Source organism: Mesorhizobium sp. M0761 (genome assembly GCF_040320205.1).
Lineage (GTDB): Bacteria > Pseudomonadota > Alphaproteobacteria > Rhizobiales > Rhizobiaceae > Mesorhizobium.
Genome location: NZ_JAMYPF010000006.1, coordinates 82904 through 107580, shown reverse-complemented (window position 1 = coordinate 107580; position 24677 = coordinate 82904). Strand labels below are relative to the sequence as shown.

Here is a 24677-nt window from a genome sequence, read left to right as displayed (position 1 = left end):
AAGAACAACCAAATCACCCACGAAATCAGGTGACACCCTATAGATAGGCAGAGTTCCCTTGCAGTTTCAAGACGGGAGGCCCTGCCAGCGCGAACGCGGTGCACGACTTCCGGTTCCGGAGCCTTGAGAAAAATCGGAACCCATGGCCGCGGCAGGGGTTATCGACACACCCCCCAAACGGATTTTCCTGATGCCAATCGACCCCCAGAACACGCTGCTCACCGTGCAGGCTGGCCTTGCGCAACTCAGCACGCTGATCGTTTCCTATTCCTTCTCCGCCATCGGCGCCATCATCCTGCTGGTCGTCGGCTATCTCGTCGCCGGGCTCGCAGAACGATCGATCTCAGCCGGCCTCGGCCATATCCATGGTTTCGACGCGACGCTGCGCCATTTCTTCTCGAAGATCGTGCGCTACGCCATCCTGATCCTGGTCGTCATCATGGTGCTCGGCCAGTTCGGCGTTCAGACGGCCTCGATCATCGCCGCCATCGGCGCCATCGGGCTGGCAATCGGCCTGGCGCTGCAAGGCACGCTGCAGAACATCGCCGCAGGCATCATGCTTCTGGCGCTCAGGCCATTCCGCATCGGCGAATATGTCGAGGTCGGCGCCATTTCCGGCACCGTCGAGGAAATCGGCCTGTTCGCCACCAAGCTCCGCACGACAGACGGCGTCTATGTGCTGGCGCCCAATTCGACGCTATGGAACCAGCCGGTGCGCAATTTTACCCGTAATGGTGTGCGCCGCGGCGATATCACGCTGAGCATCGGCTCCTGGAACGACATCGACCTGGCGCAGAAAACCATGCTGGGCGTTGCCGGCAGCGAGCGCCGCGTCAAGCGAGAGCCGGCGCCGATCGCCTTCGTTGCCACCGTGGGCGATGCCAGCGTCGCCATCACCTTGCGCTACTGGACCACGGCGGCGGATTTCTTCGCCACCCAGATCGATCTCACCAAACGCGTCAAGCAGGCGTTCGACGCCGAAGCCATTTCGGTTCCCGCACCTCCGCCGGAGGCTCGACAGGAAACTGCCGCCACCAGGCAGTAGGAGCTGTGAAACCGTTCAGCGCTGATCTTCCGGGGCGTAGGCGAGGTCCACCGGCAGCGGCGCCTGCGCCGACATCGGCGCGAAACTGCTGGTCTCCGTAGCGGGGACGGCGCGCATGGTGGCCACCCGCCACAGCACGAACAGGCAGAAGACGGTGGCGATGACGATGGCCACATAAATGAAGGCCTGCGTGCCATAGATAGCCGACAGTGCCGTCACGATACCAGGCACGATGAACCCCGACAGCGACCAGGCAAACAGCAACGAACTCGAAAGCGCCACCATGTCGTCCTTGCCGGCGCGATCGGCGGCGTGTGCGCTGGCCAGCGAATAGATCGATTCCGAAGCGCCGTCCCAGATCACATAGATCACCACCAGCACCGCCAGAGCGCCACCGTCAAAGCCGATAGCCAGAATACCGGCAACGATGGCCAGTGCCGCAGCGCCGGCCAGCACGTAACGGCGATCGGTACGATCCGAAATCCAGCCGAGCGGGATCTGCAGGATCAGCGTGCCGACGGGCATGGCCGACAAAAGCAGCGCCACATCGGCCTGGCTGTAGCCCTTGGCCGTGGCATGGATCGGTGCGAACCCGGCGATCGCCATCGACAGGCCGCCGACGGCCAGCATGCCGGCCACGCCGACCGGCGAGATCCGCCAGGCGCGGCCAAGCGCCACGGAGGCTGCGCGAGGTGGCGGCGGTTGAGCCAACCGCGTCATGCCGACCGGCAGGATCGACACCGCGGTGAAGGCAATGCCGATCAGCGGCGCCTGCGCCGTCGCGATGTCGACCGCCGCCAGCAGGGCATAGCCGACGCCAAGTCCGGCGACATAGGCGACGTAAAACACCGCCATCACCCGGCCGCGAATGGCGTTTGCGACGGCATCGTTGAGCCAGCTCTGGGCGACGATGAACAGGCCGCATATTGCAAAACCGTAAAGCGCGCGCGCCGCGATCCACAGCAGCGGGTAGGTGCCGGCGCCAATGGCAGCATTCGACAGCGCTATCAGCGCCGACAGCACCATGAAGGCGCGGGCGTGCCCGACGCGGCGCACCAGCGGCCCGGTCAGGATACAGCCGGCAAGTCCGCCGGCAGACAGGCCGGTGATGATCAGCCCGGCCCAGGTCGGATCGAAGCGCTCGACGCCAAGCCGGACCGGGATATAGGCGAACATCAACCCATTCCCGACCGCAATCAGCGCCATCGACACGATTACGCTGGCAATGGCGATCACGGGCGCCGGCGGGGTGCCATGATCGGGGCCGATGTCGGTCTGGTTCACTGAAGTGGCCATATCCAGCGCAGCATCGCCCAGCCAATCGCGAAAGGCCGCCGTAAAAGCGACATCGGCGATCTGGTCTTACGGAGTTACCTTGGCTTGCTGGCGAATAGCACTCGATGACAGCGACGAGCGTGGGCCGTGGATGAAGGTCCAGGCCGGCGCCTTCATGCGGGCGAGCCGGGGCGCGTCACCCTCGTCGACGCGGGCATAGTCGAAGGTCTTGGCCACGACCGAGGACAGGAAGGACAGCGTCGCGCCCGGGCGGTCGATGACGGCGATCGGGAAGGTCATGACGATCTGGCGCCAGCGCTGCCAGCGATGGAAATCGCGAAGTGAGTCAGCGCCCATGATCCAGACGAAGTCGACGCCGGGATTGCGCGCCTTGACCAGAGCCAGCGTGTCGGCGGTGAAGCGAATATGATGCGCCGCCTCGAAGGCGGTGACCTTGATCTTCGGGTTCTTGGCGACCTGCTCCGACTGGAGCAGCCGGTCGCTCAGCGGCGCCAATTCCCTGGTGCTCTTCAGCGGATTGCCTGGCGTCACCATCCACCATAGCTGGTCGAGCGCCAGCCGCCTGAGCGCGATTTCCGCCACCAGCGCATGACCGGCATGCGGCGGGTTGAACGAGCCGCCGAACAGGCCGACGGCAAGGCCCTTTTCGGCATGCGGCATGCGGAGGTAGTGCGAGGAAAGAGGCGCCCCACCCTCCCCCTTGTGGGGAGGGTCGATCCGCGAAGCGGAGCGGGGTGGGGGGATTGCAGAATTCAGCGTCGTACCCCCACCCGGCTCGCTGCGCTCGCCACCCTCCCCACAAGGGGGAGGGTAAGGCCAGCGCTCAAGGCCTCACCTGTCCCGACCCGCGCACGCGGTATTTGAACGAGGTCAGCTGCTCGACACCAACCGGTCCGCGCGCGTGCATCTTGCCGGTGGCGATGCCGATCTCGGCGCCCATGCCGAACTCGCCGCCATCGGCGAACTGGGTGGAGGCATTGTGCAGGAGAATCGCCGAGTCGATCTCGCTGAAGAAGCGCTGCACAGCCTTTGCATCCTCGGCGATGATCGCCTCTGTGTGGTGTGAGGAGAACGTCTCGATATGGTCGATGGCGCCGGCAATCCCGTCGACCAGTTTTACCGCGATGATGGCGTCGAGATATTCGGTCACCCAGTCGGCATCGGTCGCCGGCTTGGCGTCGAAGAACAGCTTCATCACTTCCTGATCGGCATGGATCTCGCAGCCGGCGGCGCGTAGCGCGTCGAGGATCGGCACCAGATGCGTGGAGGCCACCATGCGGTCGACCAGCAAAGTCTCTGCAGCGCCACAGACACCGGTGCGCCGCATCTTGGCGTTGACGGCGATCCTGACCGCCATGTCAAGATCGGCCGAGCGGTCGATGTAGAGATGGCAGATGCCTTCAAGATGGGCAAAGACCGGCACCCGCGCCTCGCTCTGGACGCGCCCGACCAGGCTCTTGCCGCCCCGCGGAATGATGACGTCGAGATTGCCGGAAAGCCCTTTCAGCATCTCACCGACGGCGGCGCGATCGGTGGTCGGCACCAGCTGGATGGCATCCTCAGGCAAACCAGCGGCCTTCAGGCCCTCGACCAGGCAGGCATGGATGGCGGCGGATGAATTGAGCGAGTCCGAGCCGCCGCGCAGGATCACCGGATTGCCGGCCTTGAGGCAGAGTGCGCCGGCATCCGCCGTCACATTCGGCCGGCTTTCATAAATGACGCCGACAACGCCGAGCGGCGTGCGCACGCGCTCGATCTGCAGGCCGTTGGGGCGATCCCAGGCCGCGATCACATCGCCGACCGGGTCCCTGAGCTCGGCGATTTCACGGATGCCATCCGCCATGGCACGGGTGCGCGCCGGATCGAGCTTCAGCCGGTCCATGAACGAGCCGGACAATCCCGATTCGTGGCCATTCGAGACATCGATGGCGTTGGCGTCGAGAATGTCCTGCTCACGCGAAATGATCGCGTCGGCCATGGCGACGAGTGCGGCATTCTTGGCGTTGGTCGTGGCGATAGCCAGCGGTCGGGCGGCGGCGCGCGCATTGCGGCCTATCCGTGCCAACAAACTGGCTACATCTTCGCCTTGGTGTTTGTTCAACATCTGACCGCTCCGGTGAAGCCTGGTGGATTTACACGCGGCCGGCCTTCGCGGCAATGGCCGCAAATTCGGGAGAGCAGAATGAAGAGCGCCGCAGTCTTGTTTGCTTTGGCCACGATGCTGGCGCCCACCGGCCTTCGCGCAGCCGATTACTGCGATGACAAGATCGAACTCGGCGAGAGCCCCGATGGCCTGGCCATGACCATGGTAGGTTCGATGATGTCCCTCGTACTCGCTGAGCGCTATTGCGGCGCGCTACCGACGCCGTTTTCCCAAATCTACGTCGTAGTTGAGGAGGGACATGGATGTGGGCCGCGTGTGAGGCTTGAAGCAGAATTCAAGAAAAAGATGGAGGAGGAAAAAGCGACAGACGCAATGATGGCCGACTCAGTCATGCACGACCTCATCGCAGACGGGACGGACCTCCCCCAAGCCGAAATGGATAAACGTGCCAAGGCTATCATTGAAGGACAGTTGGGAGGTTGCAGCAAGCTTCTGAAAATTCAACGGGACGTTCAGGAGAGGTACCGCAACCCGCCCAAATGGCCGCGTGAACCTGACAAGTAGCGCGCCGTCAATCGCAGGGCCGCGCCTCACTCGGCCGCGCCGCTCACTACCAGATCGTCCCTGTGGATCATCGCCGAGCGCGCCTCGTAGCCGAGCACGGTTTCGATCTCGGCGGTCTTCAGGCCTGCGATCCTTACGGCATCGGCGGCATCATAGGCAACCAGCCCGCGCGCGATCTCGCGGCCCTCGGGCGACAGGATCGCCACCGTGTCGCCACGCGAGAAATTGCCGCTGACCAGCCTGACGCCGGCCGGCAGCAAAGATTTGCCGGACAGCAGCGCACCGATGGCGCCGGCGTCGACGGTGAGCCGCCCCGCCGGTTCGAGCTGGCCGGCGATCCAGGTCTTGTAGCCTTTCACCGGATTGGCGCTCGGCCTGAAGAAGGTGGCGCGCTCGCCACGCTCGATCGCCATCAGTGGCGACAGCCTGGTGCCCGAGGTGATGATCATGGCGGTGCCGGCGGCGGTGGCGATCTTGCCGGCATCGAGCTTGGTGCGCATGCCGCCGCGCGACAGTTCGGATGCGGCCGCCCCGGCCATAGCCTCGATATCGGGCGTGATGCGGTCGACCACCGGAATGAATTTTGCATCGGGATCGCGCGCCGGCGGCGCCGTATAGAGCCCGTCAATGTCGGAGAGCAGCACAAGCAGGTCGGCGCCCATCATCGTCGCCACCCGGGCCGCCAGCCGGTCATTGTCGCCATAGCGGATTTCGGAGGTCGCCACCGTGTCGTTCTCATTGATGACCGGCACCGCCTTCATCTTGAGCAGCGTCGAGATCGTCGCGCGGGCATTCAGATAGCGGCGGCGCTCTTCGGTGTCGCCCAGCGTCAGCAGGATCTGGCCCGATTTCAGCGAACCCTTGCCCAGCGCATCCGACCACGCGCCGGCCAGCGCGATCTGGCCGACGGCCGCAGCCGCCTGGCTTTCTTCCAGCTTCAGCGCCCGTTTGCCGAGACCGAGAGTGGTGCGGCCGAGCGCAATGGCGCCGGACGATACGACCAGGATCTCGGCGCCGCCATTGGCGAGCACCGCAATATCCTCGGCAAGCGAGGCAAGCCAGTCGCGCTTCAGGCCGCTGGTGCGGTCGACCAGCAAGGCCGAACCTATCTTGACCGTGATGCGCCGGTATTTTGTCAGCGATTGCGCCGTCATCGCTATTGGTCCCAGCGGGTCTCGACGGGAGCGGCAGCCCTGTCGCGCGCTTCGCCGACAACCGCCATCAGCGCCCGCAGCACCGCTTCGACGCCCTCGCCGGTGGCCGCCGACAGCAGCATCGGCGCGCGGCCGGCAGCGCGTTTGAGCGACGCAACCTTCTTCTTGCGCTCATCGGCGTCGAGGATATCGACCTGGCTCAGCGCGACGATCTCGACCTTCTCGATCAGCCCATTGCCATAGGCATCCAGCTCGGCGCGCACGGTCTTGTAGGCCTTTCCAGGATTTTCCTCCTGCGCCGAGACCAGGTGCAAAAGCACACGCGTGCGCTCGACATGGCCGAGGAACCGGTCGCCGATGCCGACACCCTCATGCGCGCCCTCGATGAGGCCCGGAATGTCGGCGATGACGAATTCGCGCGCATCGATGCGGGCAACGCCGAGACCTGGATGCAGCGTGGTGAAGGGGTAGTCGGCGATCTTTGGCTTGGCTGCGGTGACGGTTGCCAGAAAAGTCGACTTGCCGGCATTTGGCAGCCCGACCAGGCCGGCGTCGGCAATCAGCTTCAGCCGCAGCCAGACATTCATCTCTTCGCCGGGCTGGCCCGGATTGGCGCGGCGAGGCGCCTGGTTGGTCGAGGTCTTGAAATGCTGGTTGCCGAAACCGCCATTGCCGCCCTTGGCCAGCAGGAAGCGCTGGCCGACCACGGTCAGGTCGCAGATCAGCGTCTCATTGTCCTCGGCAAACACCTGGGTTCCGGCCGGCACCTTGAGCGTCACATCGGCGCCCTTGGCGCCGGTCATGTTGCGGCCCATACCGTGGACACCGGTCTTGGCCTTGAAGTGCTGCTGGTAGCGATAGTCGATCAGCGTGTTCAGCCCATTGACCGCTTCCAGCCAGACATCGCCGCCGCGGCCACCGTCGCCGCCATCCGGGCCGCCGAACTCGATGAATTTTTCGCGCCGGAACGACACAGAGCCGGCGCCACCGTCGCCGGAGCGGATATAAACCTTGGCTTGATCGAGAAATTTCATTGGACTACGCAGTTTCTGTTGGCCTTGCGGCTTTGCTTTAGATCTTGCGCCTTGCTCTAAACCAAGGCGCGGCCAAGGGCGAGGCCGTTTTGCGACTAAAGCGCCGGATGCCCTTTTGTCGGGGACGCGGTAGCAGTGTCGCGGACGGAGCTTGAGGGGCGCGGGAATGAAGGTTGTAAGCTACAACATCCAGTACGGTATCGGTCTGGATGGCCGCTACGATCTCGGCCGCATCACCGAGGCGGTTCGCGGCGCCGACGTGATCGCGCTGCAGGAAGTGACCCGCAACAATCCGAGGAACGGCAACCGCGACATGGTCGCCGAGATCGGCGACGCGCTGCCCGAATATTTTGCCGCCTACGGCAGCAATTTCGAGGTCAATGTCGGCTCGCGCCTGGAGGCCGGCCGCGCCATCACCACCACTTTCCAGCTCGGCAACATGGTGCTGTCGAAGACGCCGATCCATCTGTCGCGCAATCTGCTTTTGCCGCGCAGCCGCAGCCTTGAGGCGATGAACTTCCAGCGCGGCGCACTCGAGGCGCTGGTCGAGACCCCGCTCGGCTTCATCCGCTTCTATTCCACGCATCTTGACCATCGCAGTCCGGTTGAGCGCGCCAGCCAGATCCGGTTCCTGCGCCAGCGCCTGTTGAACTATGCCTTCGAGGGCGGCGGTCTCTCCGGCATTCCCGAGATCGGCCTGCCGGACCTGCCCTATCCCGAAGCCTTCATCGTCATGGGCGACTTCAACATGCTGCCCGGCTCGCCCGAATATGTCGAACTCGTCGGCCGCCCGGACCATGAATTCGGTATGCCGCTGACCGCCGATCTCGCCGTCGACGTCGCCCAGCGCCTGAACACACCAGACGTCGTCACCTGGGTCGATCCCACGCGACCCGAAGACACAAGCCGCCACAAGCGCATAGACTACATCTTCACCTCGGCCTCGCTCGCCGGATCGCTGAAGCGCCTGTGGGTCGACCGTGAAGCGGTCGGCTCGGACCATCTCCCGATTTGGGTCGAGATGGGCTAAGTTGAGCCCGATCCACAACCAACGTTTCCAAACCTGTCGTTTGGAGGCACGCGCCTAGGTGTGTTGAGATTCAGGTCAGGCCGAGCCGAAAACACTGGTTTTCGAGAACCGGAGCGGAGTGTACTTAAGTACGTGCACCGGAAGCGCATAAAACCCGCGTTTGCAGGCCGGCCTCACCTGAATATCAAAACACCTAGAAATGCACCCAGTTTCGAAGACTGATCCAGGTCTTTCTGTCCAGCCGGTACCGCTCGACCGGCACCTGGCCGGCGACGATCGAGTTCAGCATGCCCTGGCCGGCATACTGGAAGCCGCATTTGTGGATGACCCGGCGCGAAGCCGGATTGATCACCCGCGTCGAAGCCTGCAGCACCTGGATCGACGTCCGTTGGAAGGCAAGGTCGACCAACGCGTGCGCGGCCTCCGTCGCATAGCCGCGCTTCCAATAGGGCTCGCCGATCCAGTAGCCGAGTTCCAGCCCGCGATCGGTCATGTTGAGGCCGGCGCAGCCGACGAAAATGTCGGTGCCGGCGAGCGTCAGGGCGTAGGCGATGCCGGCCCGGCGCGACCGGGTCATAGCCAGGAAGGCGCGTGCCTCGGCCTCGCCATAGGGGTGCGGCATGCGGGCCAGCATCTCGGCGACGTGACGGTTGTCGGCAAGCTCGACCAGTTGCGCGATGTCGGCTTCACACGGGGCGCGCATCACCAGCCGCTCCGTGGCCAGCACCGGGCAGTCTATCGCGTAACTTTCGTCTTCGGTGTCTTCCGCTTCGGCAACCATTCGACGTCCTCCAAGCAAGAAAAAGGGGAGATGGAAAACCCATCTCCCCTGATCCTTTTCCTGGCTCCATTCACTGGTTTGGCCAGACACCGGTTCCCGAGATGGGCGCCGGTTTTATAGTGCGGAACCGGCTACTCCGCGGCTTTTGTAATCGGGTTGACCGATACGTAGGTTCGGCCGTTGGCTTTTTTGTTGAAGGTGACTGCGCCGGTCTCGAGCGCAAAAAGGGTGTGGTCCGTGCCCATGCCGACATTGACGCCGGGATGCCAGGTGGTGCCGCGTTGACGGATGATGATGTTGCCCGGGATGACGGCTTCGCCGCCGAACTTCTTCACGCCCAGACGCTTGGAATGCGAGTCGCGACCGTTGCGCGACGAGCCGCCAGCTTTCTTGTGTGCCATCTAACTAACTCCGATGCGCCCTAGGGCGCTTGAATGGTCTTATGAACGCGTTCGCGTTCCGTTTCAAGTCCGATCCGGCAACCTTGTCGCCGGTTCGTTTTACTTCTTCGCCAGTTCCTTGGCCTGCTCGCGCCAGTCGTTGATCTGGTCGGTGCTGAAGGGCATGTGCGCGTCGATCTTGGCCACGTCCTTGTCCGACAGCTTGGCAAGCTGGGCGAAGGTGGTGATCCCCTGCTCGTGCAGCTGGCCGGCGGCAACCGGGCCGATGCCCTTGATCACGGCCAAATCGTCCGGCTCGCCCTTCGGCGCCTTGAACAGCGGCGCGGCGACGGCGGTCTCCGTCTTGGCTTCATCCTTCGGAGCAGCCTCGGCTTTGGCTTCCTTCTTCGCCTTGGCTTCCTTCGGCGCGGCCTCGGCCTTCGCCTCGGGCGCTACGTCAGCCTTGACTTCCTTGGCTTCCACCTTGGCTGAGGCCTTCTTGGAAGGCTTGGCGCCACCCAGCAGGATCTCGGCGATCCGCACGGTGGTCAGAAGCTGGCGGTGGCCGATCTTGCGGCGCGAATTCTGCCGGCGGCGCTTCTTGAAAGCGATGACGGTGCGGTTCTTGCCCTGCTCGACGACTTCCGCCGTGACCAGAGCGCCATCGACGAACGGGGCGCCGAAGGTGACATTTTCGCCTTCGCCATGGGCGAGGACGCTGCCGATTTCGACGATATCGCCGACATTGGCTTCGAGCTTCTCGATCTTCAGGAGATCGTTGGCGGCAACGCGATACTGCTTACCGCCCGTTTTAATGACTGCGAACATTTTTTGCCTTTCGCTGTTCGGTCGGCCTCGATGAGCCGCGTCACGCGGTTCGGCCGTCTTTTTGTCAGTCTGCGGGTTCGAAAAACAAGCGGCGTGGAAGAACCCTCCACGCCGATTGCGCGCTTCCCCTAACCGAAGGTTCGGTACGAGTCAAGGCAAACGGCCGGATTCCTTGGCCATGCGGCCTCCTTGCCGCGCCCGATCCCTCTGGTCGAGACCGGTTGGCCTATCTGCCGACGTGGCCGCGGCGCAGCCCTCCCGGCAAAGCCCGCACAGGAAGCTGAATTTCCCCGCGGATTTGGCCTTGTAACCTGCCCGCCCAGCCGTTATCTAGTGCGCCGCGCCGGCAACGGCCGACCATGACCGCGGAGAGGTGGCAGAGTGGTCGAATGCACCGCACTCGAAATGCGGCATGGGTGCAAGCCCATCGGGGGTTCGAATCCCTCCCTCTCCGCCACCCTACGCCCTGCGGGCTTCGGGTGGCAGGCCACCCGGAACCGCATCTGGGCGTAGGAGTGTCGCCCGAAGCTACGAAGTAGCGTAGGGGGACCGGAACGAAGCAGGATGCCCTCCGAAGCTTCAGCGAAGGGGCTGCCGCTAGGCAACGAGGCCTTGCCTCATTTGGTTTACCTCTTCGATCGGGACTGGATGCCCGGTGAGGAAGCCCTGCATCAAATTTACCCCCAGGCGCTGCAGCAATATGTACTGCTCTTCGGTTTCGACGCCCTCGGCGAGCACGACATGGCCGAGATTGCGAAGCAGTCCGACCATGTCCCGCAACAGGCTCAAGCCGCGAGAGGTCTGGCAATCGTGGAGGAAGCTGCGATCGATCTTTACCACGTCGAATTTGAACCGGCGCAGCCATGTAAGGCCGGCAAATCCCGTTCCGAAATCGTCCAGCCAGATCTGAACGCCGAGTTTTCGCAACCGCTCCACGTTTCTTACCGCTTGCGCCTCCAGAAAGATGTCACTGCCTTCGGTGATTTCGATGGCCAGTTTCTGGGGCGCAAGGCCGTGCCTGCCAAGGATCTCGGTGATCCGGAGTGAAAAGTTGGGAGCCTTGAGCTGAAGAACGGATACGTTCACCGTCACGACCGAGCCCAATCCGTATTCCGCCATGTCACCGCAGGCTCGATCGATCAGCCATGTACCCAGTTCCACGATCGCTCCGGTCTGCTCGGCAACGGGTATGAATACGGACGGACTGATCATGGTGCCGTCGAAGTCGCATACACGCATCAGACTCTCGTGCCCCAGCACGCGGCCCGACGCCAGCTCGCGAATTGGCTGGTAAGCGACAGAAACGAGCTGGTTGGAAACTGCCACCTTCAGCAGTTCTGAAAGATTTTCGCCGGAGCGATCCTGGCTGGTGGCGTGCGGGTCGTAAATCGTGAACGTAGCCCGACCGGCAAACTTGGACGCGTAGAGCGCGCGGTCAGCTTCCTGCAGCAGGATTCTAAGCTCTATGCTCTGATCGGCGCGCGTCAACGACGCCCCGGCACTGATCGTTACGATGTTGAGCTTGTCGCCCCGATCAGGGTGGTAGATATCCAAATCCTCTACAGCGCGACAGAATTTCTTCGTTATCTCATGAAGGTGAGCCCGCCCGGTGACCTTGCAGAGAATGACGAATTCTTCTCCGCCATAGCGGGCCGCGATAGCGTTGTTGGCAGCCGCCATCTCGGAGAGGACATGGGCGAGTTTGATCAGGCAATCGTCGCCGGCCTGATGACCAAGTCCGTCATTGAACCTTTTGAAGTAGTCGACGTCGATCAGAATGAGCCCTATCTCGTCGTCGTCCGCGGCCCAGTCTTCGCGCAGCTCCGAGAATTCTCGAATGATCGCCCTGCGGTTCTTCATTCCCGTGAGCGGATCGGTGTCGGCGATTTCGGTTAGCTTCTGCCCCTTCTTGATAGCAGCCTGCTCCTGGAACTGCGCCCGAAGCGCGTGCAGGAAGGTCTGGTACCGCTCCAGGCTCAGCCGCCAGGAAAGATAAAGCGACAAGACGAGGCAGTTCACGAAATAGGCCGACAGCACGATGCGGCCGGCGATGTCGGCCTGAAGGGAGAACATCGCGGCGTACACAAAGCTTGCGGCGACCGTCGCGGAGGCAAGGGCTGAAAGCCAAAAACGGAAGTTGAAGAACAGATTCGCACCCAGGATGAACACTGTGCCAAAAACCATGAAATGGGAGAGGGCATCCTGATGCTCTGTTCCAACAGCGGAGACGAGCCACCCAAGGGCACCGGAGACAATCGCCAGCGCTGCTACAAGGTGCAAGGTGGCAAGGGCAAAGCCCCGTCGGGCGACAAATTCGACAAGCGCCAGGGAAGTGACCCCTAGCGTAACGCGCGTCAAAACAAGCCGGCCGGCGACATCCGGAAAGAGAAACCAATCGAAAAGGCCATAGGCCACATAGCTGAATACAGCAGCCGCAATACCCCATCGCACAAGGCTGCGATTCTCATCGGCATCCTTCTGCAGGAACAGTGTCAGGAGTTCCGGATCGGCGGAATGCCACCGCGGACGTCCAATCGCTGCCGCCACCTTCTGGGCAACGTCCTCGCTCAGTTGCATCGCAACGCTCCTCCGCGATCTGCAGTAGCGAATGCAACAGCCGACGTCGCCTGCGGTCGGGGAATGAAGACGTCCCTGTCCGCAAGAAAAGTCAGATGTCGCTAACCGAGGGTAAACGGGCGGTTCGGATTTAGCCAGTTTGCAGGATTGATGGCCGTTCCATTGATTAAAATTTTACTAAAATTTAATTAAAATTGTTAGCATTGGTTGGCGGCGCACCTATGCTGCTGGCCGGGGACCGGGGCGGTAACCGGAGAGTAAACGGCATGCCTATCAAGCCAAAACTGCAGCTCGACCAATACAGCCTGGTCACCACCAGGCTGATGAAGAAACATGTTGCGACCTCCGAAGAGGCGGCTGACTCCGACGAGTTGAGGGACAGCACGGCCCAGCTCGCCCTGATACTGGACCTTGCTCATCAAGCCTTTGCGCGGCACAAACCGGCCGCCCCCATTGTCCATCGTTTGGCGGGGCGACTCCACAAGCTCCGCCGGCAGGTTGCTCCCGCGGTTTGGCAGAAACTCGTTCCTTTGGCTCAGCAGCATCGGGTTGCGGAATATTTGCTCCAGGACCCGTTCACGCGGTGGTCGGTCGAAAAACCGCGCGGGTATTCGGGCGATGCAGGCCTGCTGGATATTTACTACAAGCATCCGATCGCCGACGAGATCGTGGCCTCGTCGACCTTACTTGGTCGGCAAATCTATGCGTACACCAGTGAAGCTGCCAGTTCGGTGGCGGGGCGCGAGCGGCGGGATATTCTGGCCAGGACCGTGGACGAGACGGCCAGTAGTGTGGAAAAGGCTGAGGTGCTGGCGATTGCCTGCGGCCACCTCAGGGAAGCCGAACGCTCCGACGCGTTGGCCAGGCATAAACTGCAACGTTGGATCGGCCTGGATCAGGACCCCGTCAGCGTAGCCACGGTGAACCACGACTTTGCCGGCACGGCAGTCGAGGCAGTCCAGGGTTCCGTACGCGGCATCCTGCGCCGCGCCTACGCCCTTGGCACATTCGATCTCGTCTACGCATCGGGGCTTTACGATTACCTGCCGCGTGCCATCGGCGTCCGCCTGCTTCAAAGAGCCATGGAACTCGTCAAGCCCGGTGGCGAATTCCTGTTTGCCAATTTCAGCGACGGGATAACGACGGATGGGTACATGGAGACTTTCATGGATTGGCCGCTCATCCTACGTTCGGCCGACGATATGTGGGACATCATCAATGCCGCCCTCGGCGGGAGTCCTTTCGACGCGAAAGTCTACTATGGCTCGAACCGGAATATCGTTTACGGCAAGGTGAGGAAGGGCGATCTCTAACTAGGCGCGGGAATCGCGCGCGCATCCCCGTAACAAGGTAGGTCTGCCATGACGAGGCCATGCCTTCGCCGGCTTTCCGGCGACGGGCGAGCAGGTCGTCCGGGCTGCGGGCGGCCTACGCCGTGTTCGTTCTGCTTGCCGCCATACAGATGTGGCGGCGGTTCCGGCAGCACGACGGTGCTGCCCGCTCGGCGCGCTGCGGCTGGCCGTGTTGCTGGCACTGCCGCTGATCGCCAGGCTGTCGGTCGTGCAATGCAACGCGACTGGCCGGCCTGATCAGGCCTCGAAATAGCGGGCACGATCGAGATCGGCGACGAGCCCCGGCCCGGTCGGCTGCCATCCCAGCGCAGTGCGGGTCTGCTCACTTGACGCCGACAAGTCCCTGCCGATGAAATGCCCGAGAAAGCCGAAATGCGCAGCCGCGTCCTCGGGGCCTATGGAAACGACCGGCAGGCCGAGCCGGCGGCCGATGATCTCGGCGATCTCTTTGCTCGCCACGCCCTGTTCGGCAACCGCATGATAGCTGACGCCGCCCGCCCCCTTCTCCACTGCCAGCCTGTACAGGGTGGCGGCGTCGAACCGGTGCACCGCCGCCCAGCAATTTGCGCCGTCGCCGACATAGGCCGAGACGCCCTTTTCACGCGCAATGGCAATCAGCATCGGCACGAAACCGTGATCGCCCTCGCCATGGACGGTCGGCGCCAGCCGCACCGTCGATGCGCGCACCCCGCGCGCTGCGAGCGCCACGGCCGTTGCTTCCGAAGCGCGCGGCATGGCGGCCGATGGAGGCGCGGGTTTGTCGTCTTCGGTTGCCGGCCTTCCCTGCGCAAAACCGGCGAGGCCGGAGGTGACAAGCAGCGGCCGCTCGGAACCCTCGAGCGCCGCGCCGAGCGTTTCGATGGCGCGCTGGTCAACTGCGCAACTGGCGGCGAATCTCGAAAAGTCGTGGTTGAAGGCCGTGTGGATGACGCCATCCGATTGGGCAGCGCCGCTGCGCAGGCTGTCGAAATCCTCGATATCGCCGCGATGCGCCTCGGCACCCGCGGCCACGATCGACTCCGCACCTGCTTCCGACCGCGCGAGGCCAAGCACCTGATGGCCCGCCCCGAGCAATTCCCGCACAACAGCCGAACCGACAAAACCGGTGGCGCCGGTAACGAACACACGCATGATGATTTCTCCTTGGTTCTTGTCGAGGGCCGTACAGGCAGCCCGTCGCGAAGGAGATAGAAGTTTGAGATCATACGATCTATGCTGTAAAATCCGAGATATCTTCGCAATCGTCCGAGAACGCTCATGGATCCGCTGTCAGACGTGCTGTCGCTACTGAAGCCGCGCAATTACCTGTCGGCTGGGCTGGAAACCGGTGGCGACTGGGCGATCCAGTTTCCCGACCAGCAGGCCGCCATCAAATGCGGCGCCGTGGTGTCCGGCCGATGCTGGCTGTCGGTCGAGGGCGTCCCCGACGCGGTGCGGCTGGACGTGGGCGACTGCTTCCTGTTGCCGCGCGGCCGGCCTTTCCGCCTTGCCAGCGATCTCGGCCTGCCGACGGTCGATGCGCGAACGATCTTTTCACCGGCGCGGACCGGCGGCATCACCGTCCATAATGGCGGCGGCGATTTCCTCCTGGTCAGCAGTCGCTTCACGCTGTCCGGCGACCATGCCGGCATCCTCTTGCGGATGCTGCCGCCCATCGTCCACATCCGCGGCGAGAGCGGCCATTCGGCGCTTCGCTGGCCGGTGGAGCGGATGATGCAGGAATTGCGCCAGCGGCGCCCCGGCGGCTTTCTCATCGTCGAGCACCTCGCCCACATGATCCTGATCGACGCCTTGCGCCTGCATATGACGGCGCAAGGCAATGTCGGCTGGCTGTTCGCGCTGACCGACAGGCAGATCGGCGCGGCGATCGGCGCCATGCACGAGGACCCTGCACATGGCTGGACATTGCAAAAACTGGCGGAACGCGCCGGCATGTCACGGTCGACCTTTGCCCTGCGCTTCAAGCAGACGGTCGGGGCCTCACCCCTGGATTATCTGACGCGCTGGCGCATGATGCTGGCCGGCGACAGGCTGATGCATTCCGGCGATCCCGTCTCCGTCATCGCGCTGGCGCTCGGCTACGAATCCGAAAGCGCCTTCAGCACGGCATTCAAGCGCGTCATGGGCTGTTCGCCGCGGCAGTACAGCCGCCGGGAGCCGGACCTGACTGCGCAGGCCGATCGCGAAGCCGCCTGAGGCGGCGATCCGATCGCCTTGATCACCTTGCCCTTAAAGGCTGTAGCGCGAACGAAGCTCGGTGAACGACATCGCCAGATTGTTCTCGTCCATGCCCTGCTCCCATAGCCAGACGGGCGCCGAAAATTCGGCGCGCCCCGTTCGTTTCATGCAAGCTGTAAACGTCGCCCGAAGCTCAGCGAACGCAATACGAATGGCGGTCTATTGCCTTCGCTGAATTCGGGCATATTAGCTGTATCTACGGCCGCCTCTGTGAAACCCTTCACCAGAACTGTCTAGGAGGCGCTTCGTGTCTTCCCACAAACGGACGGCCACTGGCCGCCCGTTTCGTTTCCAGCGACAGGATCAATAGCTGTCGACGTCGATGAGGGCCTGGGCGAAAGCCTGCGGCGCTTCCTGCGGCAGATTGTGGCCGATGCCGCCCGCGATCGTCCGATGCTCATATTTGCCCGAGAACTTGTTGCGATAGGCCTTTGGGTTAAGATGCGGCGCGCCATTGGCGTCGCCCTCCAGCGTGATTGTCGGCACGCCGATGATCGGGCCACCGGCAAGCCGGTTTTCGAGCTCATCATATTGCGGGTGGCCCGCCCGCCAGCCCGCCGCGCCAGCGGTAATTGTGAATGACGATGGCGACGTGGTCCGGATTGTCGAAGGCGGCGGCGCTGCGGTCGAAAGTGGTGTCGTCAAAATTCCATTTCGGTGACGCCGTCTGCCAGATCAGCTTGGCGAAATCATGCCGGTATTTGTCGTAACCGGCGGCGCCGCGCTCAGTGGCGAAATAGAACTGGTACCACCACTCATGCTCGGCGCTCGGCGGCAGCGGCACCTTGCCGGTCTTGATGTTGCTGACGAGATAGCCGCTCACCGAGACCAGCGCCTTTGCGCGTTCCGGCCACAGCGCCGCAACGATGCAGGCGCAGCGCGCGCCCCAGTCGAAACCGGCAAGGATAGCCTTGGGGATACCGAGCGCATCCAGCAGGGCTACAATGTCCTGGGCGACCACCGATTGCTGGCCGTTGCGCATCGTCTCGGCGGACAGGAAGCGCGTCGTGCCATAGCCGCGAAGATAGGGCACGATCACCCGGTAGCCCGCCGACGCCAGCAGCGGCGCGACTTCGACAAAGGCGTAGATATCATAGGGCCAGCCATGCAGGAGAATGACCGGCGGCCCATCGGCCGGACCAGCCTCGGCATAGCCGATATCGAGGACGCCGGCCTTGATCTGCTTCAGCGCGGCGAAGGTCGTGTTCGTCCCTGGCTTGACCGTGGGCAGGGTCGCCGCCTTTGCCGTGCCGGCTAACGCGCCGGTCGAGCCGACCATGCCGGCGGCAGCGATAGTCAGAGCCGCCGTACCAAAGAAGCGGCGGCGGTCGTGGTTGATTTCGTCGGTCATGGATTTCTCCTACTGATTTGATACCTGCTGGAAAGAATGGCCGCGGTGTATCTCGCATGTGTCCCCATCCGTTCAAATTGAAAGCGGATGTAGCAAGCCGGCGCTCAGATACATTGCGATACATTTCCAGCCGATCAGCACACAATCGGGATACGTCGCTTGCCTCTTATGCGGATGTCGCTGGCCTCCGGGCTATCGCGGCTCAACGCTATCCCTCCCTCAAGGAAATTATCCCATGACGACGATCGAAAAAGTTCTCTACACCGGCAAGACCCACACCACGGGCGGCCGCGACGGTGCATCCCGCAGCTCGGACAGCCACCTCGACATCAAGCTTTCACCGCCCGGAACCGGCGCCGGCACCAATCCGGAGCAGTTGTTCGCCGCCGGCTGGTCGGCCTGCTTCATCGGCGCCATGGGCCTGGCGGCACGCAAGATGAATGTCGCCTTGCCGTCCGATGTCGCCGTCGATGCCGAAGTCGACCTGACCACATCAGAGGGCGGCTATCTGCTGCAGGCCCGTCTCAATGTCAGCCTTCCCGGTGTGGATCGGGAAACTGCCCGCGCCGTGGTCGATGCCGCGCATCAGACCTGCCCCTACTCCAAGGCGACGCGTGGTAACATCGTCGTCACGATCGAGCTGGTCTAGCCAACTGGCAAAAACAACGGCATCGCTGCCGGCAGCTTGTCGCGTCTCGCGGATACACTGCCGGCGGCACTTGATGCACTTTCCCTAGGGAAAATGTACAGGTGACATCGGGCGAAGAAGACAGGAAGCATCCACGATGGATCATGTCGATCACATCCTGATCGTCGATGACGATCGCGAAATCCGCGAGCTGGTCTCGGGCTATCTCAAGAAGAACGGCCTGCGCGCCACCGCCGTGCCGGACGGCCGGCAGATGCGCGCCTTCCTCGAGACGGATTCCGTCGACCTCATCATCCTCGATGTGATGATGCCCGGCGATGACGGCCTCGTTCTGTGCCGGCAATTGCGCGCCGGCAAGCACAAGGCAACGCCTATCCTGATGCTGACCGCCCGCAACGACGAAACAGACCGGATCATCGGCCTGGAGCTGGGCGCGGATGACTATCTGGTGAAACCTTTCGCCGCGCGCGAGCTTCTGGCCCGCATCAACGCGGTGCTGCGGCGAACCCGCATGCTGCCGCCAAATCTCCAGGTGACGGAGACCGGGCGTCTGCTGAAATTCGGTGCGTGGCGTCTCGACACGGTGGCACGTCACCTTCTCGACGAGGATGGCACCGCGATCGCACTCAGCGGCGCCGAATACCGGCTGCTCTGCGTCTTCGTCGACCATCCGCAGCGTGTCCTGAACCGCGACCAGCTGCTCAACCTGACGCAGGGGCGCGAAGCGGAGATCTTCGACCGCTCCATTGACCTGCTGGTCAGCCGCCTGCGCCAGCGCCTGCGCGACGATGCGCGCGAACCGGCCTACATCAAGACGGTTCGCAGCGAAGGCTATGTGCTGTCGATGCCTGTCGAAATCAGCGAGCCGGGTTGAGCCAGATGGCGACATTGCAGCGCTTCCGGCCCTGGCCGCGCACATTGCGCTCCCGGCTGTTCCTGATCCTGCTCGCCGGCCTGATCGTGGCGCAGGGTCTTTCCTTTGTGCTCCTGATCGCAGAGCGCTTCGCCTCGGCCCAGACGATCATGACCGATACGCTGGACAGGGATGTGAAGGCTGCGATCGCCATCCTCGACCGCGTTCCCGCGGCGGAACGGGCGCAATGGCTGCCGCTGCTCGACCGGAACACCTATCGCTATGTGTTGGGACCGGGAGTGCCGGGCGTGCCCGAGCTGACCGGCAGAGGCCCGTTGATAGGCGCGACCATAAGCGCTGCAGCCGGCCCGCGTTTCCTAGTGAGGGTCGAGGCCATTCCCGCTGACGGAAACCGTCTTCAGGCGCATTTGACGCTAAGCGATGGCGCACCGCTGACCATCGATGTCCACCCCTCGCTGATGCCGCTGGCGCGATGGCTGCCCTATGTGCTGGTGGCGCAGCTGCTTTTGCTCGTGCTGTGCAGCTGGTTCGCCGTCCGTCTGGTCATCCGTCCGCTGGTCGATCTGGCCAACGCCGCCGACACACTCGATCCGGGTAAGCCCACGCCGCGCTTGAGCGAATCAGGGCCTCTGGAAGTCGCGCATGCGGCGACCGCCTTCAATTCGATGCGCGAGCGCATTGCCGAGCACCTCGAAGAGCGCATGCAGATCCTTGCCGCGATCTCCCATGATCTGCAGACGCCGATCACGCGCATGAAGCTGCGCGCCGAACTGTCGGACGAGACGCCGGGGAAAGAGAAGCTGATGCACGATCTGGCCGAGATCGAGAACCTCGTGCATGAGGGCGTGGCCTATGCCCGCAGTGCCCGCGGCAGCCTCGAAAAGCCGTCGCGGATCGACCTCGGCTCCTTCGTCGAAAGCCTGGTGTACGACTACCAGGACACCGGCAAGGCCGTGTCGGCCGGTGCGGAAATCGATGCCGCGGTGGTGACGCGCCCGCAAGCGCTGCGGCGCATCCTCACCAACCTCGTCGACAATGCGCTGAAGTTTGCCGGCAAGGCGGAAGTCCTGGCGGCAAAAGGGCTTGGAGACCACGTCGTCATAAGTGTGCTCGATCGCGGCCCCGGCATTCCGCAAGACCAGCTCGAAGCGGTCCTGCAACCGTTCTTCCGCCTCGAGCAATCGCGAAACCGGGGCAGCGGAGGCGCCGGATTAGGCCTGGCAATCGCCTATCAATTGTCGCTTGCTATCGAAGGCAGGCTGGAGCTGAAAAACCGAAGCGGCGGCGGATTGATCGCCGAAATCCATTTGCCAGATCGGATGCAGGCGAGCCGCAACGCGTAGTCACCCGCCAGCTTGATGTTCGGCAATGGCGCTCAGAAAAACCTTGCCGAACTCCTTGAGCTTGGCGGCGCCGACGCCATTCACTTCGGCAAAATCGTCGAGGTCTTGCGGACGACGCTCGGCCATGTCGATCAGTGTACGATCCGAAAACACCACATAGGCCGGCACCTGACGTTCCTTGGCCAGCCGCAGCCGCACCGTCTTGAGCGCCGCGAGCAGCGACGCATCGACATTTTCGCTCTGAGGGCTCTGCCCGGCGCGAGCCGCGCGGCGCGCGGCGCGCGTGCGCATCTCGACCCGATACTGGAACGGCACCTCGCCCCGGCCGAGTGCGTGGCCCTTGTCCGCGATGGCCAACCCGCCATGGCCGGCCGGGTCCGGCATCAGGAAACCGTTCGCGACCAGCTGGCGAATCATAGATTGCCAAAAATCCTTCTTGTGCGCGGCGCCATTGCCGAAGGCTGCCAGCCTGTGATGCCCCCTTGCCGCGATCTTTTCAGTCTCGTGGCCGATCAGGATGTCGATGACATGGCCGGCGCCGAAGCGCTCGCCGCTCTGCGCCACCGCCGCCAGGATGAGGCGCGCCTCGGCGGTGCCGTCGGCGCGCGGCGCCTGTTCCAGGCAATTGTCGCAATTGCCGCAAGGGACCGCCTCTTCACCGAAATAACCGAGCAGCACCTGGCGGCGGCACTCGGCCGTCTCGCAATAGCCGATCAGCGTATCGAGCCGGCCATGCGAGCGGCGCTTGTGTTCGACAGCGGCGTCCTCGTCGTCGATGAACATGCGGCGCATGCGGATGTCGCCAAGGCCGTAAAGCATATGCGCCTCCGCCGCCCGGCCGTCGCGACCGGCGCGGCCGATTTCCTGGTAATAGGCTTCGAGGCTGCCCGGCAGGTCGGTGTGGAAGACATAGGCGACATCAGGCTTGTCGATCCCCATGCCGAAGGCGATGGTCGCCACCATGACGACGCCCGACAGCGTCATGAAGGCGTTCTGGTTGGCATCACGCGCCTCCTTGCTCATCCCGGCGTGATAGGCGAGCGCGGTCACGCCGTTCTTTTCGAGGAATGCCGCCATCTCTTCGGTCTTCTTGCGCGACAGGCAATAGACGATGCCGCTGCGCCCCTGATGGCGCCCGATGAAATTGAGCAACTGCCGCTTGCTGTCCTGCTTGGGCTCGATGGCAAGCTTGATGTTGGGCCGGTCGAAGCCAAGCACCTGCGTTTCGACACGCCCGCCAAACAGCCGTCTCTCGATGTCTGCCCGCGTCGTCTCGTCCGCCGTCGCCGTCACCGCAATGATCGGTACGTCGGGAAAGATGCCACGCAGCTGCGACAGGTCTTCATATTCGCGCCGGAACGCCGGCCCCCACTGCGAAATGCAATGCGCCTCGTCGATGGCGATCAGGCTGACATCGAGCCTGGCAAGCGCATCCAGCATCCGCTCGGTCATCAGCCGTTCCGGCGCGAGGTAGAGCAGCCGCGTCTGGCCCGACGCGACGCGGCGCCATGCCGCGACATTGGCATCACGGTCGATCGAGGAATTGATCGTATCGGCGGCGACGCCGGCGAGGCGCAGTGCCGCGACCTGATCCTGCATCAGCGCCACTAGCGGCGAAACGACAATGGTCAGCCCACCCTTGACCAGCGCCGGAACCTGGTAGCACAGCGATTTGCCGGCACCCGTTGGCATGACGGCCAGCACATGGCGGCCGCCAAGCAGCGCCTCCATCACGGCGGCCTGTCCGGGACGGAAATCGTCGAAGCCGAACACGTCCTTGAGGACGCGCCGTTTGGGATCGTGCGTCGGCACGCTTGTCGTCGATATCTGCATCACTGATTTTTTTGCGATCGGCCGCCCGAAGCAGCGGCGTGGACAGAACGATTAGCGCAGCCCCTGCGTGACCACAACAAGCAGCAGCAACACCCCACCGGCGATCGACCTGATTGGCATCGTTAAACCTAATCTTCACCATGTTGCGGCACCGTCCAACCCTGCGGCAATGTTTCGAGTACCGCTGCGCCACGAGCGCACAGGCAACAGCCCGCGCCTCCCCAAGAGGCGCGGGTTTCCTGTTTCTGGAATTGCCGAAAAAGGTTCAGGCCAGGAAATCGGCGCGGTTCGGGGTAAAGCTGTCGACCAGGCGCCCGGCCTCCAGCGCCTTGACGCCGTGCACCAGATTGGACGGCACGATGAAGCTGCCGCCGGTCTCGATGGTCGCGGTGCGGCCGTCGATGGTCACCTCGAAGCGACCTTCGGCGACATAGCTGGCCTGGACATGCGGGTGCGAATGCAGTGCGCCGACGCCGCCCTTGTCGAAGCCGAACTCGACCATCATCAGCTCATCGGTGGAGACGAGAACGCGGCGTCTGTTGCCGTCCGGCGTCGGCGTCCAGGCGCTCTCGCCGGGCTGTGCGAAAATCTTGGCTTCAATCATGACCATCTCCTCATCGCGCCAGCCAGCCGCCGTCCACGGGAACCACCGCGCCATGCATATAGTCGGACGCTGGCGCCAGCAGGAACACGGCGGCATCGCCTATGTCTTCCGGCCCGCCCCAACGTCCCGCCGGAATGCGCGCCAGGATGGCAGCACTGCGGTCGGGATCGGCGCGCAACCCCTCGGTGTTGTTGGTTTCGATATAGCCGGGCGCAATCGCGTTGACGTTGATGCCTTTTGCCGCCCATTCGCAGGCCAGCAGCCGGGTTATGCCGAGCGCGCCATGTTTCGACGCGGTGTAGGACGCGACGCGGATGCCGCCCTGGAAACTCAGCACCGAGGCGATGTTGACGATCTTGCCGCGCCGGCCCGGATCGGCCAGCACGCGCCTGGCAAAACCCTGGCTCAAAAAGAACAGCGTCTTCAGATTGACGTCGATGACGTCGTCCCAGTCGGTTTCCGAGAAATCGACCGCATCGGCGCGGCGGATGATGCCGGCATTGTTGACCAGCCCGTCGATCGGGCCGGTCTTTTCCCAGACCTGGTCGAGCATCGCCTTGGCGGCCGCATGGTCGGCAAGATCGCATCGCACCGCCTCGAACTGGCCACCGGCTTCCGCGACTTGTCTTTCCGTGTCGTCCATCGCCGAGCGGCCGACACCGATGACGGTGCCGCCGGCGCGCGCGATCGAGCCGGCGATGCCCTGGCCGATGCCGGTGTTCGCGCCGGTGACCAGGATACGCTTGCCGGCCAGGCTGAAGGAGGAAGGGCCGCTCAACGCAATTCACCCAGCGGCACCGGGTCGACATCGGTGTAGTCGACATTGTCGCCGGCCATCGCCCAGATGAAGGCATAGTTCGAGGTGCCGGCCCCCGAATGGATCGACCAGCCCGGCGACAGCACCGCCTCCTCGTTGGCCATCACCAGATGCCGCGTTTCGTCCGGCTCGCCCATGAAATGGAAGACGCGCGCCGTCTCCGGCAGGTCGAAATAGAGATAGGCCTCCATGCGCCGGTCATGCACATGGCAAGGGATGGTGTTCCACACCGAGCCCGGCGCCAGCTGGGTCAGGCCGACGACCAACTGGCAGGTCTTGACGCCATCGGCATGGATGAACTGGAAGATCGAGCGTTCGTTGCAGGTTTCCTTGCTGCCGAGATCGAGGCGCTTGGCATCGCCGATGCGGATCAGCCGGTTGGGATAGGTGTGATGCGCAGGCGCGCTGAGCAGATAGAATTTGGCCGGTGCGCCCTCATCGGCCGAAGCGAACGCAACGTCGGTGCTGCCCATGCCGAGATAGAGCATGTCTCGCGCCTGCAATTTGTGGGCCTCGCCATTTGCCGTCACCGAGCCGGCGCCGCCGATGTTGACGATGATCAACTCGCGGCGGTCGAGAAAATTCTTGGTGCCCGTCGGCTTGATCGCCTCCAGCGGCAGTTGTGCCGCAGCCGGCACGGCGCCGCCGACGATCATGCGGTCATAGTGGGTGTAGGTCAGGCTGATGCGTCCCTGCTGGAACAGGTCGTCAATATGGAAATTGTGACGCAGTTCGTCGGTGCCCATGGAAGCAGCGGCGACCGGGTCGATGGCGAAACGCGAGGTGAAATCGGTATGCGGGTGACTTTGAGTCATTGCTGCTC

General features: G+C 63.3%; 22 protein-coding genes, 1 tRNA gene and 1 pseudogene. 9 read left to right on the top strand and 15 right to left on the bottom strand.

Annotation, left to right across the window (positions count from 1 at the left end):
* Nucleotides 1-190 precede the first annotated feature (190 nt).
* On the top strand, nucleotides 191-1045 hold the full coding sequence (locus NKI32_RS12060) for a mechanosensitive ion channel family protein (protein WP_352537831.1): 855 nt from the start codon (nucleotides 191-193) through the stop codon (nucleotides 1043-1045).
* Nucleotides 1046-1060: 15 nt separating this feature from the next.
* On the opposite strand, the gene NKI32_RS12055 is transcribed toward NKI32_RS12060, so the two are convergent.
* From NKI32_RS12055 to NKI32_RS12045, 3 genes are all read right to left on the bottom strand, one after another.
* Nucleotides 1061-2341, bottom strand: a complete 1281-nt coding sequence (locus NKI32_RS12055; protein ID WP_353002703.1) for an MFS transporter — start codon at nucleotides 2339-2341, stop codon at nucleotides 1061-1063.
* Nucleotides 2342-2407: 66 nt separating this feature from the next.
* Entirely contained in the window at nucleotides 2408-3001 is a 594-nt protein-coding gene (locus NKI32_RS12050; RefSeq protein WP_352512182.1) for a nicotinate-nucleotide adenylyltransferase, read from the bottom strand.
* 163 nt (nucleotides 3002-3164) lie between these two features.
* The gene (locus NKI32_RS12045) at nucleotides 3165-4445 is read right to left on the bottom strand and encodes a glutamate-5-semialdehyde dehydrogenase (RefSeq protein ID WP_353002702.1); all 1281 of its coding nucleotides are present in this window, start codon (nucleotides 4443-4445) and stop codon (nucleotides 3165-3167) included.
* A 78-nt stretch (nucleotides 4446-4523) separates the two neighbouring features.
* Here NKI32_RS12045 and NKI32_RS12040 point away from each other — a divergent pair, with 78 nt between their 5' ends.
* Entirely contained in the window at nucleotides 4524-5009 is a 486-nt protein-coding gene (locus NKI32_RS12040; protein WP_023668693.1) for a hypothetical protein, read from the top strand.
* A gap of 26 nt (nucleotides 5010-5035) precedes the next feature.
* Here NKI32_RS12040 and proB read toward each other — a convergent pair whose 3' ends face one another.
* Together proB and obgE are read right to left on the bottom strand one after the other, a co-directional pair.
* A complete protein-coding gene (gene proB / locus NKI32_RS12035; protein WP_353002700.1) occupies nucleotides 5036-6163 on the bottom strand; it encodes a glutamate 5-kinase in 1128 nt (375 codons plus the stop codon).
* 2 nt (nucleotides 6164-6165) lie between these two features.
* On the bottom strand, nucleotides 6166-7197 hold the full coding sequence (gene obgE, locus NKI32_RS12030; protein WP_023693164.1) for a GTPase ObgE: 1032 nt from the start codon (nucleotides 7195-7197) through the stop codon (nucleotides 6166-6168).
* 166 nt (nucleotides 7198-7363) lie between these two features.
* Here obgE and NKI32_RS12025 point away from each other — a divergent pair, with 166 nt between their 5' ends.
* The gene (locus tag NKI32_RS12025; RefSeq protein WP_353002698.1) at nucleotides 7364-8227 is read left to right on the top strand and encodes an endonuclease/exonuclease/phosphatase family protein; all 864 of its coding nucleotides are present in this window, start codon (nucleotides 7364-7366) and stop codon (nucleotides 8225-8227) included.
* 193 nt (nucleotides 8228-8420) lie between these two features.
* On the opposite strand, the gene NKI32_RS12020 is transcribed toward NKI32_RS12025, so the two are convergent.
* From NKI32_RS12020 to NKI32_RS12010, 3 genes are all read right to left on the bottom strand, one after another.
* Nucleotides 8421-9008, bottom strand: coding sequence for a GNAT family N-acetyltransferase (locus tag NKI32_RS12020; RefSeq protein ID WP_023688901.1), 588 nt, complete (start codon nucleotides 9006-9008; stop codon nucleotides 8421-8423).
* Between the two features lie 131 nt (nucleotides 9009-9139).
* Nucleotides 9140-9409, bottom strand: a complete 270-nt coding sequence (gene rpmA, locus NKI32_RS12015) for a 50S ribosomal protein L27 (RefSeq protein WP_015315190.1) — start codon at nucleotides 9407-9409, stop codon at nucleotides 9140-9142.
* Nucleotides 9410-9508: 99 nt separating this feature from the next.
* The gene (locus NKI32_RS12010; protein ID WP_023693165.1) at nucleotides 9509-10216 is read right to left on the bottom strand and encodes a 50S ribosomal protein L21; all 708 of its coding nucleotides are present in this window, start codon (nucleotides 10214-10216) and stop codon (nucleotides 9509-9511) included.
* A gap of 367 nt (nucleotides 10217-10583) precedes the next feature.
* Here NKI32_RS12010 and NKI32_RS12005 point away from each other — a divergent pair.
* Nucleotides 10584-10673: transfer RNA gene (locus NKI32_RS12005), tRNA-Ser, on the top strand.
* Nucleotides 10674-10813: 140 nt separating this feature from the next.
* Here NKI32_RS12005 and NKI32_RS12000 read toward each other — a convergent pair.
* Complete coding sequence (locus tag NKI32_RS12000) at nucleotides 10814-12793, bottom strand: putative bifunctional diguanylate cyclase/phosphodiesterase (protein ID WP_352596748.1); 1980 nt, start codon at nucleotides 12791-12793, stop codon at nucleotides 10814-10816.
* A 266-nt stretch (nucleotides 12794-13059) separates the two neighbouring features.
* On the opposite strand from NKI32_RS12000, the gene NKI32_RS11995 reads away from it, so the two are divergent.
* On the top strand, nucleotides 13060-14106 hold the full coding sequence (locus tag NKI32_RS11995) for a class I SAM-dependent methyltransferase (protein ID WP_353002697.1): 1047 nt from the start codon (nucleotides 13060-13062) through the stop codon (nucleotides 14104-14106).
* Between the two features lie 276 nt (nucleotides 14107-14382).
* Here NKI32_RS11995 and NKI32_RS11990 read toward each other — a convergent pair whose 3' ends face one another.
* A complete protein-coding gene (locus NKI32_RS11990) occupies nucleotides 14383-15276 on the bottom strand; it encodes an SDR family oxidoreductase (RefSeq protein ID WP_353002695.1) in 894 nt (297 codons plus the stop codon).
* Between the two features lie 126 nt (nucleotides 15277-15402).
* On the opposite strand from NKI32_RS11990, the gene NKI32_RS11985 reads away from it, so the two are divergent.
* Nucleotides 15403-16341 carry an AraC family transcriptional regulator gene (locus tag NKI32_RS11985; protein ID WP_353002693.1) on the top strand — a complete coding sequence of 313 codons (939 nt, stop codon included), beginning with the start codon at nucleotides 15403-15405 and terminating at the stop codon, nucleotides 16339-16341.
* 345 nt (nucleotides 16342-16686) lie between these two features.
* On the opposite strand, the pseudogene NKI32_RS11980 reads toward NKI32_RS11985, so the two are convergent.
* Nucleotides 16687-17734: pseudogene (locus NKI32_RS11980) on the bottom strand (alpha/beta hydrolase).
* A gap of 235 nt (nucleotides 17735-17969) precedes the next feature.
* Here NKI32_RS11980 and NKI32_RS11975 point away from each other — a divergent pair.
* The 3 genes from NKI32_RS11975 to NKI32_RS11965 all read left to right on the top strand — a co-directional run bounded on the left by NKI32_RS11975 (nucleotide 17970) and on the right by NKI32_RS11965 (nucleotide 20600).
* Nucleotides 17970-18383, top strand: coding sequence for an organic hydroperoxide resistance protein (locus NKI32_RS11975; RefSeq protein WP_353002692.1), 414 nt, complete (start codon nucleotides 17970-17972; stop codon nucleotides 18381-18383).
* A gap of 136 nt (nucleotides 18384-18519) precedes the next feature.
* The gene (locus NKI32_RS11970) at nucleotides 18520-19257 is read left to right on the top strand and encodes a response regulator (protein WP_023715918.1); all 738 of its coding nucleotides are present in this window, start codon (nucleotides 18520-18522) and stop codon (nucleotides 19255-19257) included.
* Nucleotides 19254-20600, top strand: a complete 1347-nt coding sequence (locus tag NKI32_RS11965; RefSeq protein ID WP_502897941.1) for an ATP-binding protein — start codon at nucleotides 19254-19256, stop codon at nucleotides 20598-20600. Before NKI32_RS11970 ends, NKI32_RS11965 begins: the two co-directional genes overlap by 4 nt.
* Here NKI32_RS11965 and recQ read toward each other — a convergent pair whose 3' ends face one another.
* From recQ to kduI, 4 genes are all read right to left on the bottom strand, one after another.
* Entirely contained in the window at nucleotides 20601-22433 is a 1833-nt protein-coding gene (recQ, locus tag NKI32_RS11960; protein ID WP_353002814.1) for a DNA helicase RecQ, read from the bottom strand.
* Between the two features lie 265 nt (nucleotides 22434-22698).
* Nucleotides 22699-23037: a cupin domain-containing protein gene (locus NKI32_RS11955; protein WP_353002691.1), complete on the bottom strand. Its 339-nt coding sequence runs from the start codon at nucleotides 23035-23037 to the stop codon at nucleotides 22699-22701.
* Nucleotides 23038-23047: 10 nt separating this feature from the next.
* On the bottom strand, nucleotides 23048-23815 hold the full coding sequence (gene kduD, locus NKI32_RS11950) for a 2-dehydro-3-deoxy-D-gluconate 5-dehydrogenase KduD (protein ID WP_353002690.1): 768 nt from the start codon (nucleotides 23813-23815) through the stop codon (nucleotides 23048-23050).
* Nucleotides 23812-24669 carry a 5-dehydro-4-deoxy-D-glucuronate isomerase gene (gene kduI / locus NKI32_RS11945; RefSeq protein WP_353002688.1) on the bottom strand — a complete coding sequence of 286 codons (858 nt, stop codon included), beginning with the start codon at nucleotides 24667-24669 and terminating at the stop codon, nucleotides 23812-23814. Before kduI ends, kduD begins: the two co-directional genes overlap by 4 nt.
* Nucleotides 24670-24677 lie beyond the last annotated feature (8 nt).